This is a genomic window from Aquidulcibacter paucihalophilus (genome assembly GCF_002105465.1).
Lineage (GTDB): Bacteria > Pseudomonadota > Alphaproteobacteria > Caulobacterales > Aquidulcibacteraceae > Aquidulcibacter > Aquidulcibacter paucihalophilus.
Genome location: NZ_NCSQ01000041.1, coordinates 45,354 through 56,941, shown reverse-complemented (window position 1 = coordinate 56,941; position 11,588 = coordinate 45,354). Strand labels below are relative to the sequence as shown.

8 protein-coding genes are annotated in these 11,588 nt (G+C 56.0%); 2 read left to right on the top strand and 6 right to left on the bottom strand.

What is annotated here, in order from left to right:
- Positions 1–827: 827 nt before the first annotated feature.
- Positions 828–1,400, top strand: coding sequence for a hypothetical protein (locus B7364_RS04070; protein ID WP_085338663.1), 573 nt, complete (start codon positions 828–830; stop codon positions 1,398–1,400).
- Positions 1,401–1,403: 3 nt separating this feature from the next.
- On the opposite strand, the gene B7364_RS04065 is transcribed toward B7364_RS04070, so the two are convergent.
- The 4 genes from B7364_RS04065 to gatC form a co-directional block, all read right to left on the bottom strand.
- Positions 1,404–2,864 carry a hydroxymethylglutaryl-CoA synthase family protein gene (locus tag B7364_RS04065; protein WP_085338662.1) on the bottom strand — a complete coding sequence of 487 codons (1,461 nt, stop codon included), beginning with the start codon at positions 2,862–2,864 and terminating at the stop codon, positions 1,404–1,406.
- Positions 2,865–2,932: 68 nt separating this feature from the next.
- A complete protein-coding gene (locus B7364_RS04060; RefSeq protein WP_085338661.1) occupies positions 2,933–4,327 on the bottom strand; it encodes an NAD(P)-binding protein in 1,395 nt (464 codons plus the stop codon).
- A gap of 62 nt (positions 4,328–4,389) precedes the next feature.
- Positions 4,390–5,868, bottom strand: coding sequence for an Asp-tRNA(Asn)/Glu-tRNA(Gln) amidotransferase subunit GatA (gatA, locus tag B7364_RS04055; RefSeq protein WP_085338660.1), 1,479 nt, complete (start codon positions 5,866–5,868; stop codon positions 4,390–4,392).
- Positions 5,868–6,155, bottom strand: coding sequence for an Asp-tRNA(Asn)/Glu-tRNA(Gln) amidotransferase subunit GatC (gene gatC, locus B7364_RS04050; protein WP_085338659.1), 288 nt, complete (start codon positions 6,153–6,155; stop codon positions 5,868–5,870). Before gatC ends, gatA begins: the two co-directional genes overlap by 1 nt.
- Positions 6,156–6,832: 677 nt before the next feature.
- Between gatC and B7364_RS04045 the strand changes: the two genes are divergently transcribed.
- Positions 6,833–8,098 carry a TCR/Tet family MFS transporter gene (locus B7364_RS04045; protein WP_157893473.1) on the top strand — a complete coding sequence of 422 codons (1,266 nt, stop codon included), beginning with the start codon at positions 6,833–6,835 and terminating at the stop codon, positions 8,096–8,098.
- A gap of 11 nt (positions 8,099–8,109) precedes the next feature.
- Here B7364_RS04045 and B7364_RS04040 read toward each other — a convergent pair whose 3' ends face one another.
- Complete coding sequence (locus B7364_RS04040) at positions 8,110–9,090, bottom strand: threonine ammonia-lyase (protein ID WP_085338657.1); 981 nt, start codon at positions 9,088–9,090, stop codon at positions 8,110–8,112.
- A 30-nt stretch (positions 9,091–9,120) separates the two neighbouring features.
- Positions 9,121–11,586 (bottom strand): ATP-dependent helicase HrpB, encoded by a 2,466-nt coding sequence (gene hrpB, locus B7364_RS04035; RefSeq protein ID WP_085338656.1) that lies wholly within the window; start codon positions 11,584–11,586, stop codon positions 9,121–9,123.
- Between the last annotated feature and the right edge of the window lie 2 nt (positions 11,587–11,588).

Below are 11,588 nucleotides of genomic sequence, written 5' to 3'. Positions count from 1 at the left end.
TCTTATTCGGGCCAGTCCGTTAATCTGGCCCACTTTAAGTGGCGCACATCATGCGCCCCGGCCCCTCTGCTTGCTTCAGCCAAGCACAAGGCAAACCCCCGGTGGTTTCCCACGCGGGGATCAAGGTGTTGGTGCTGGTGTGAGGACCGCCCCCTTAACGCTGTCATCCCGGACGGCGTGAGCCGATCCGGGATCATTTTCCCCATGTGTGCATCTGCGTAACGGGGTCCCCGCTCTGCGCTTCGCTTCGGCGGGGACGACAGTGGTTTTGGTTAGGTTTTTTATCTGGACGCGCTTTGGTGATCCTTCCGGCCCACCAAACCGCTTCTTCTAGCGTGATTGGGCGATGGGTCGCGTCAAGTCCAGATTTCCTTCGGAAATCTGCCGCCCTAGGTCCACCTCCTCTTTTGAAAGGAGGTGGACCTAATTTCTTGATTTAAACGCGCAACTTGGTTCCAAAGAACCAAACGCGCGTCAATGGCGCAAAGCGGACTTGACCCGTCCAATCGCCCGCGAACAATCGAATTTGGCCTTTGGGGCAGGCAGGGCCTGCACCAAAGCCTTCTAGAACAAAGCAGCTATCCGCGATACCATTCTCAATCGGGGCACTCGAGGCCTAGACCTAGAACCGGAGAGTCCCACAAGGCCCCCACTCTCTACGTCGTTTCGGCGGCAATGACATCGTAGGGGTGTAACGCCGCTTCAACCCGCCTCGCTTCGGCGAGGCACCAAGATTACCGCATAGTGGTCACAACATAAGCGCACATACCCAAGCCTTGTCACACTTGACGGTCAAACCTATAGTTGATCCACTTAAGAGGTTATTTGTGTCAAATTATGATGTAAAGGCTCAAATCAGGATCAGGCGCGTTGACTTCCATCGCGCGGAAGCGCCACACCCCAGCGAAACCGCTGGCCGGGTTGCCCTTGGGTTGGTGATTGCGTTTATCTATCTCATCGGCAAAGCCTTTTTCACGATTGAATGGTCGCGCCCCCATCCAGGTTCGCCCTCGAAAGGCATCTATTTGCCAGAGCCGCTGAACGCCAGCCGAAAGATCAAAATTCCCGCTGAGACGACCCAAGAATTCAAAGTTGATCGCGGCAAGCAATTGGTGGTGTCTTGGCGCAATCCCTATCAATGTGACCAAGACGTGCTGCTCTCATACCGGCCCAGCGCCAATCCTGAAGCTGTGCTCAAGACTGAAGTCTTGACCGGGCTTGGCGGCAATAAAATCTTCCCGAAGGTCGGCAACACCAGCTGGATTGTGCAGTGGCAGGTCCGCGACAAGAAGACAACAGAGTCTGGATGTAAAAATGCCAATTACGGGGCCATGCCTGACAATGCTGAAGTGTTCGGGTTCACCGAACCGATTCCAGCCCCTGCTCCGGCCCCCAACTAGCGCCTAGCGAACTGGAACAGCCTTCCAGAAGTAACGGGTGAAGCCGCGCCGATCATCCCATTCTTTCACACGAAACGCCATGCGCACAGGCGTGCTGCTATCAATCTCGCCGGGTTCCACATCGGCAATGTCCATGAAAATCCGCCCGCCACCCTCAAAATCGATCTGGCCGTAATGATTGGGCGGGTTCATCGAATAGGTTAGATAATCGGCCGAATAGGTCAGCACTTTGGCAGCGCGTTCGGCAAATTTGTAAGGCTCTTGGCTATCGACTTGGGGTGAATTGGGGGCAACCGAGATGCGGGTGCGCGGATATTGGACGGTGCCGGTGACCTGACAGCGCCCCCCAACAAGGCCTAAAATGCCGTCATTATAGCGGTAGAGCGTGGTGAGAGCGGTTTTGTTATCCTTCTCTGCCCGCATGCCCTTATCCCATTCCACCAGCCCATTAAAAACCAGATATTTCATATAGCTGGACTCTTCCTTGCGATTGGCAAGCCAGCCTGAAAGGCCGGTACGGGGCTTAAACCGGGTGATCGCATCTGTGACTTTAAAGACCAGCGCTTCACAGCCTTGGCCAAATTGCGCCACCAAAATCGTCTGCCCAGCTTGGGCCTTTTCAAGAACACCGGCCAGCATCAAAAGGGCATGGGCGCATCCTGTCTCGCCGACGATTGTCCCCAAATTGTCGGACACAGCTTCTGGCTTCATGCCCATCTTTTTGGCGATGCTTTCAGCAATGCCCTTAAAGGTCGACGGCAGAATAAAGTGATCGACAGCGGCGGCCTCTAATCCTGCGCTCGCTAAAGCCCGCTTGAGGACAGGTGGGACAATCTTCATATAACCTTCGTCACGTATCCAGCGTTCTTCCCACTGATAGTCAAAGGCTTCATCGGCCCCGCGAAAATGATCGACGAAATCAAGAGTGCTCGCCGCCCCGCCAAGCCATTCGGCCAGCACATTCTGACGCCCCACCACCATGGCAGCCCCACCATCGCCATAGTCAAACTCTTGCGCAGAGACCGCCTTAGGTACACGCCGATCCCCTGCCGCCACGAGAAGAGAGGGATTTGCCCCATCGGGTGCCCCACTTGCCACGCATAAGGCTTGCGCCAAAGCCGTCACGCCGGCCTTTTGTGTCCCAGAGATATCAGCGGCCTGGATCTCGGGCTCCAGCGTTAGGGCAGCTTGGACAATGCCGGCATTCAAACGATCGGCGAAGGGTGCGGTAGTCGAGGCAAAGTAAAGCGCCTTGATGTGAGAGCGGTCATCCTCTGGGCCCAAGGCATCGCGGGCGGCTTCTACCGCAAAGGTAATCGCATCCTCGTCCCAATTGCCAAGGGCGCGCTCGCCCTTGGCCTTGCCCATCAGATTAGGCGCCAGCCACGCATTGGTCTGGGCCATGGCCTTCTTTTGTAAACGTAAGCGCGGCACATAGGAACCAAAAGCCGTAATTCCAATCATCGCGCTGTCTCCCAAATCTTATTTGTTCATTTTGTATTGACCCACTCTGGCGCGGGGTTGGCTCTATTTCAAGATGGGGGGATCAATTTGGTGAGGTTGGCTGCCGCAGGCATGGCGAACTTTCGAAACTTCTTCAAAACCGCCATACGCGCGCTGTCCTCGGGACTGATGGCGGCAATGACTTTGCCAAACCCATCCAGCCGTGACTCGCGGATCCAATCGCGCAATTTGGGGTCTTGACCCCAAGCCATCTGGTTCATCATATTGCCAAGGACAGCTCGGGGATACATGTCCAAGGTACGGGGCAAGGGAACCGAACCACACAGGCCATTCTTGGTCGCATCATCCTCATAATTGGCCTCCACATAAGCTGCCAGCGCCGCGCTAAAGGCGGGCTGCGGGATGCGGATCATTTGCGGCACAATCAAGTCGCCCTGATAGACGGGCACCGCGGGGCGATCCTCCACCGCCGAGGCAGAGCAATCGATAAAGAGCGTATCCTTGCCAAAGTGCGCTTCCCCGCCATCCAGCACCACTTTGGTCGGGCTGATCGTACTCACCCGGCCTTTGCGGATCACGTTTTTGATGCGGGCCAATTGCGCAACTTCGCCGGTTGAGACCGTGGCATACCGATGGACGGTTGGCCGCACATGCGGGTCAATCCGCAGCATCACACCGCAAGCTTCCAAGCGGTCAAACAAATCATCGACATCGCTGGCCAAGGCACAGGCCTCCATCATATCGGCTTGGCCGGCGATGGTTTCGTCGAAGAAGTCGATTCCGGGTTGGGTTTTGCGCCGGTTAAGTAACCAGGAATCACGCGGCATAATCCAGCTGATGGAGTCTGGGTCCGCACCCGAGGCCAATAGCCAGCAAGCAGCATCCATCCCCGTCTTGCCGGCCCCAACGATCACGAAATGCTTGGGCATGCCTTGGCTGCGCTTCCACAAATGCGGCAGCTCGTTTAAGGGCACAAAGTCGACGCCCGGCTCCACCACAAACTTTGGCGTATGCGTGGAGGGAACAGTGGTTTTGAAATAAGTGGCATCAACTGTTTTCTTGCGGATATGAACCTCTGTCTCCTTGCCTGAAAGCAGGGATACAAACCGACCGTCACCCAAATAGTTTGACATGGGAAAATAGCTAACACGCCCACTGGCCAGCAGGCGTTGATTCATGACTTTCTCGAAGTAACCGCTGACTTCTGGACCCGATGCTAACTCATACAGGCCTTGATTAATGCCGGTTTGATCAATGCGATCTTGACCCAGCGGCATCGAATTCACGCCATAAAAGGCTGAAGGCTGGTGTAAGGTAACAAAACTATAGGCATCATTCCAATGGCCACCGGGCTTGCCATGGCGATCTACAATCGTGATGTGGGCGTTGGTTTGGTCCAGCAACGTGTCCGCAAACGCAAGGCCAACCGCCCCTGCCCCAACAATCAGATAATCGGTTTCCATGCGCGGACCCTCCTGAATCAAACCTCGAAACTCTCCCCGAGCTTAGAGGCTTGTCTCAGGATTTACCACCACACTTTAGCCTTGGCGGTGTAACCTGATTGCGCTTCAAGAACGCCTGCGACGGCAAACACCGTCTCTTCATCCAAAGCCCTCCCAATGACTTGCAGACCCAAGGGCAGACCTTGGGAATCGAGGGCTGCTGGCACGGAAATACCAGGCAGGCCCGCAAGATTGGCCGTCACGGTGAAAACGTCATTGAGATACATTTGGATGGGATCGTCACTCTTCTCGCCCAAGCCGAAGGCTGCAGAAGGTGCGGTTGGGGTCAAAAGGGCATCGCACTTTTGCCAAGCCAGGCGGAAGTCTTCGGCAATCTTTGTGCGAACCCGTTGGGCGCGCAGATAATAGGCATCATAATAGCCAGCCGAGAGCACATAGGTGCCGATCAGGATGCGCCGCTTCACTTCATCGCCAAACCCTTGGGCGCGGCTTTGTTCATAGACTTGGGTCAAAGTCTCGCCTTCCACCCGCGCGCCAAAGCGCATGCCGTCATAGCGGGCAAGGTTGGAGGAAGCTTCGGCAGGAGCCACGATATAGTAGCACGGCAAGGCATATTTGGTGTGCGGCAACGAGACATCGACGATCTCAGCCCCGGCATCTTTCAGCCAAGCAATCCCGTCGCTCCACAATTTCTCTATCGCTTCGGGCATGCCATCGACGCGATATTCCTTTGGAACACCGATCTTTAGCCCCTTCACCCCACGGGCAACAGCGGCAGCAAAGTCTGGTACCGGCACTTGGAGGCTGGTGGAATCCTTCGGGTCATGGCCGCACATGGATTGAAGCAGGATCGCGCTGTCCAATACCGTTTTGGCAATAGGCCCTGCCTGATCGAGCGAACTAGCAAACGCCACAATACCAAAGCGGCTAGCCCGGCCATAGGTTGGCTTGATCCCAACGGTGCCAGTGAAAGCAGCGGGCTGACGGATGGAGCCGCCCGTGTCGGTTGCCGTTGCCCCTAAGCACAAGTCTGCCGCCACGGCTGCAGCCGAGCCACCCGAAGAGCCACCCGGCGTCAAAGACGCATTGGCCCCGTCTTGGCGCTTCCACGGATTGACCACAGGGCCAAAGCGGCTGGTTTCGTTTGACGAGCCCATAGCGAACTCATCCATATTGAGCTTGCCCAACATCACCGCGCCATCGCGCCACAATTGACTGGTGACGGTGCTTTCATAGGTGGGCTTGAACTCTCCCAGAATATTGGAACAGGCGGTCGCCCGCACGCCTTCGGTACAAAACAAATCCTTGATGCCCAGCGGGATGCCTTCCAAGCGACCCGCACTGCCATCCTTCAAACGTGCATCGGATGCGGCAGCCATTTCTAACGCCTTCTCGGGTGTCGTAACCACATAGGCATTGAGCTGAGGGTTGGCTGCTTCGATCGCGCTATTGAAAGCGGTCGCCAGTTCAACGGCGGAAAAGGCCTTCGACGCCAAGCCATCGCGGGCTGCGGCGAGAGTCAGTTCAGTCAATTGGGTCATTATTCAACCACCTTTGGAACGACAAAGAAGCCATCGGCGCTTTTGGGGGCATTCGCAACGATTTTTTGGGTGTTGCCACCATCAGTCACGGCATCATCGCGCAAGGGCAAGGTCGTCTCAACCGCACTGGTCATGGGCTCCACACCTTCCACATCGACTTCATTGAGCATCTCAATCCAGCCAAGGATGGTGTTCAATTCGCCAGCCAAGCTTTCGAGGCGGGAGTCTGGTTCGTGGATGCGCGCCAATCGGGCGACACGCCGCACAGTATTTGCGTCTACTGCCATGGGTTGAAGGTCCTTATTGTCAACTTGTCGCTAACGGCTCAAGCGCGCAAGAGCAAGGATAGAGGCCAGTTAGGCCGCCCTTTGCTGGCAGAGTCTTGCAGCACGGAGACAAGAAATCAAAAATTCTATCCCCCTGCCCCGTGACGCCGAGTATCTTGTCTCAGCACATTTTGGAAGCAGGCAATGGAGAATGGAAAAGTCCAGAAAAGCCTACGGAACCCCATACACTAACCTTAGCTTGTTTTAGCATCCCAAATTTTGTCTACGCCCACTCTAACGGCAAAGATAGGTGCTAATATCGGTTAGGTTTCGGCCTTGTGAACACGCGCTTGCTTCTTGCGAATAGCTGCTTTGTGCCTCTGTCCGTGAAACAAACATTACAAGGCTGGCCAAAATAATCCATAAAGCAAGCGACTGTGCGACTTCTTTCATAAGATGCTCCAGTAAAACGAATTCAACCTCGTGCTTTCAACTTCCGAATGGACGACTAATGCTTAACCGGTTCGAATTTTTCACTTAAAATTGATGTAACCGCGATTCCAACAAAAACTCTAACTGACCCTAGGTTAGCAGAACCTATTTCCTCTGTCATGCACAGGCACTGCATACAATAGATGCATGACGCTTTTTTATGCATCACCTATGGTCGCTGCGCGAAATTTCTGTCAGAAAGCTCTATGACTATACCTTCCCACCGTGATGCACAGCCTGAAAAGCGGGATTCTTCCGGCTTTGTCTTTGTTTTCATTACAATTACCTTGGACATGTTGGCACTGGGGTTAATCGTTCCGGTTCTTCCGAATTTCCTGAAGGAAATGACCGGTGGCGATGTTGGCGAAGCGGCCCACATGATTGGGGTGTTCGGCTTTTTCTGGGCGCTTATGCAGTTTATCAGCATGCCGATCATGGGGGCTTTGTCTGATCAGATCGGGCGAAAGCCCATCCTGCTCATCTCAAACTTTGGTCAAGCCCTGTCAAATTTAATGACCGCCTTTGCGCCCGGCTTTTGGCTTTTGCTGCTGTCGCGCATTTTGTCGGGCATTGTCAGTGCTGTCGGGTCAACCGCCAATGCCTATGTGGCCGATACAGAGCCGAAAGAGACGCGGGCGCAAAAATTTGGACTCTTAGGGGCAGCCTTTGGTCTGGGTTTCATTTTAGGACCGGCCATTGGTGGCTATCTTGGCGGCATTAACTTGCGCTTGCCCTTCTTTGTGGCCGCCGGACTTTGTGCGCTGAATGGATTTTTCGGCCTCATCATGCTGAAGGAATCCTTGAAACCAGAAAATCGTCGACCATTTCGATGGACGACAGCAAGCCCGATTGGCTCGATCCAATTTCTTGGATCAAACCCGAAAATCCTAAGATTGACCCTTATTCGCGGCCTGTGCGATTTCGCTCAAGTCGTCTATCCCTCCACCTTCGTCCTCTATGGCTTTTATCGTTATGGTTGGGAATCGGATGTCGCGGGCCTGACCTTGGGCTTAGTCGGCCTAAGCTCGATGATTGTGCAAGCGGGGCTCGTTGGCCCCATCATCCGGCGCATTGGTGAGGTTTCAACCTTGATTCTGGGCCTGAGTTTGGGCGCGCTTGGCTATGGGCTTTATGCTTGGGCACCCAATCAATATGTTTTGTGGGCCTCTGTCCCGATTGCCTCCCTGGCAGGCATTTATGGCGCGGCCATCCAATCCTTGTTGACCCGCCAGATTGGGCCTGACGAACAAGGCCGCCTGCAAGGCGCAGTGGGTATGGTGCAAGCTGCAACCAGCATGGTTGGTCCACTTGTTTTCACCGCGATTTTTGCTTGGTCGATCGCCCCGATCCGGGACCCGAGTCTGCCGGGTCTGGCCTTGAGCTTGGCAGCTCTTTGCTTGATCCTTGCAACCCTGATTGCTGCCACGGGTGCCCGCCAGTTTCGTGCGGATCAGGCGTCGGCCACCAATTAAGCAGAGACGGTTTAAACGCGTATGGCTAAGGCACGCATGAAAATCTCCGGGTCGACGTTTCCACCGCTGCCGGTAACGGCAATAACTTGGCCCTTAGCCGCCACTTTGCCTGACAGGACAGCCGCCAATGCGGCAGCCCCGCCTGGCTCCAAAACAAGGCGTAAAAACTTGAAGGCAAAAGCCATCGCATGAAGCACTTCGTCATCGCTGACAGCAACGCCCTTGGTTCCAATGCGGGCAAGGATTGGAAAGGTCAATTCGCCAGGAATTTGCGTCATCAAGGCATCTTGGATGGTGCGCGTGCCCGGCTCATTGGCCACACGTTGCCCCAGAACTAGCGAGCGTGTCAGATCATCATGGGAGACCGGTTCTGCCCCGATAAGCTGAGTCTTGGGCGACAAAGCTTCCAAGGCAAGGCCGATGCCAGCTGCCAATCCACCGCCACTGGCGCAGCTGACCAATACATCAAGATCTAGCCCTAATTCTCTGACTTGATTTATGATTTCAAGGCCACACGTTCCTTGGCCAGCAATGACATCGCGATGGTCAAATGGCGGAATTAGGGTCGCCCCTGTTTGTGCGGCGATAGCCGCGCCAATTGCCTCGCGACTTTCCAGCACGCGGTCATAGGTCACGATCTTGCCGCCATCGGCCTCAACCGACTCAAGCTTACCCTTGGGCGCGTCCGATGGCACCACGATGGTGGCCGACATGCCCAAATGCTTGGCGACATAAGCAATGCCTTGGGCGTGATTGCCTGAGGAGAAAGCAACAACGCCTTTGGCGCGATCCTCCACCGGGATTTTCAACATGGCATTGGCCGCGCCACGGATTTTGAACGCCCCGCGCGGTTGCAAACAGTCGGCCTTGACGAAAATCTGACCACCAGTGGCCTGATCAAGCGCATCCGCGCGCATCAAAGGGGTTACCAAGGCGAGCGGGCGGATGCGGCGATCTGCTTCGAGCACATCTACAAAAGTCGGTAAGGTCATGCCTCTTCCTCACGCGGCCCGCCGCGAAGGTCAAGAGCGCGGTTTTGCTCGCGCCGTGGGTTGCGCAGTCGCGGGATCATCTGGCCAGACATGGCGGGGATAGCGCGCCTTCATATCTTTGCGCACATCATGCCAACCAACTTTCCAGAATTCGGGCAAATCAGACGTCACTGCAATTGGGCGGTGGGCGGGTGACAGCAATTGAAACACCAAAGCCACCTGCCCGCCTGCCAGCATGGGATGTTGGGCAAGCCCAAACAATTCCTGAACGCGAACCTCAATTGTTGGGCCTTGTTCGGCGGCATAATCGATTGCGTACCGTGTCTCCAGCGGGGTGACAAAATGGGTTGGGGCGGCTTCGTTCATGGCTTGGCGTTCAGGCCACGACAAAAAATTTTCCAGCGCTTGAGCGACATCGACATCCGCCAAGCTGCGCGCCCCGATCAAGGCAGGGGCCAACCAATCGTCCAAGGCTGCCTCTAACGCACCGGGCTTTCCTTGTGGCCAACGCTCTGGATCGCGCGCATAAAGCCACCTGAAACGCTCAACAAAAGACTTGGCGCGATCCGACCAGCTAAGCTTGTCGATACCAAAGCTTCGGACAGCCTCTAGAAGGCCTGTTTCAATCTGGTCGGAGGTTAAGGCGACTGGGCGTTCCTCCAAGATCAGCGCACCAAGCCGGCGCTGGTGGCGGCCCTGAATCACCCCTTTCGTCCGGTCAAATTGGGTCACGGTGCGGGTCTCAATCTCTTTGGCAAAAAGCGCTTCAATATCGGCCTTCTCCAGGCGAGCAGCTTCGCCAATCCGCGCATTGGCAGCCTTTCCCTGCAGGGCCCCAATGGCGAGAAATTCGGCCGTGGCGAGGGCCTCTTGGGTTGGCAATTCACCGCCGCTGCCATTGACCAAAAGGAAGCCACCGCGGCGATCACGCGCCTTTGCAACGCGCTCTGGAAAAGCCAGCGCTAAAGCCCGCCCGACAAGTTCGATAACCGGGGATTCCCGGGCACCAACCTGTTGTGCCCAGCCTTGTGCTTGAGCGCGCGCCTTCGCCGCCCGTGGCGAGCGGTCGCGGGCAAAGGACAAAAGGCGCTGTTCCAGATCAGGCGATGGGCCACCTAACCCACGCTCACTCAACAAAGCTGCCAAATGGGCGGCGGTCGTGCCAAAACCAAGCTCTGCCGCGCGCACAATCATATGGGCCAAGCGCGGCGGCAAACCAAACCCGACCAAGTGCTTGCCATGGGGTGTCAAACGTGGGGCCTGTCCCGCTTCAGAAGCTATGGCACCCAAATCGACCAAAAGCTTTCTGGCTTCCTGCAGGGCGGGTACAGGAGGTGGATCCAGCCACTTTAGGCTAGCAGGATCAGACACACCAAAAGATGATAAGGTCAGCACCAACGGGGCTAAATCGGCTTCCAATATCTCCGGACGGTCATAGGCTGGGAAAGCGCCCATCTCAGCTTCTTCCCATAATCGATAACAATGTCCGGGTGCGGTGCGCCCTGCCCGCCCCCGGCGCTGATCGCATGCAGCCTTGCTGGCGCGCACGGTAACCAATCGGGTCAGGCCGCTGTCAGGCTCAAAGGCCGGCCTGCGCGTGAGGCCCGCATCCACAACCATGCGGACGCCCTCTATGGTAAGGCTGGTCTCGGCAATTGCGGTGGAAAGAATGATTTTGCGGCGGTCGCCTGCAAGTGGACGCAGCGCTTGATCTTGTTCGTCCGGGCTTAAAGAACCGTGCAAGGCGATAACGGTGCAGGATTTAGCCAAAGCTTTGGTCGTGATGGCCTCATAGGCGCGATTGATCTCGGCCGTACCGGGCAAGAAAACCAACACATCGCCCGGCCCCTGCGACAAGGCCTTCAAGGCACAATTGGCGGCTTGGATTTCAATGGGCAGGTCTTGCGTGCGGCCCATATAGAAAGTCTCAATCGGATAAAGCCGACCCGCACTTTCAATCAGTTGAGCTCCCCCCAATCGGGCGGCCAATTGCCCACCTTCCACCGTGGCGGACATGGCGATTAAGCGCAAGTCTTCGCGCAGACCTGCCTGAATATCGAGGGCGAGCGCAAGACCCAAATCCCCCTCTAAGCTTCGTTCATGGACTTCATCGAAAATGAGAGCGGCAACATCGCTCAACTCCGGGTCCACCAACATGCGGCGGGTAAGCATGCCCTCGGTGATGACTTCAATCCGGGTGCGCGGGCCAATTTTTTTGTCGAGGCGTACCTGATAGCCCACAGTTTCGCCCACAGCCTCGCCCAGCAAATCAGCCATACGGGCGGCGGCTGCCCGTGCTGCTAAACGCCGTGGGGCCAGCATCACAATCTTCTTGCCCTCTGCCCAGGACTGCCCCAGCAAAGCTAAAGGAACAGAGGTAGTCTTACCTGCACCGGGCGGGGCAACCAGCACCGCAGAAGTTTGGGACTGCAGGACCTTTAAGAGTTGGTCCAGCACAGCGACAATAGGTAAGTCTGGCGGAATCGCCGCCAACATGG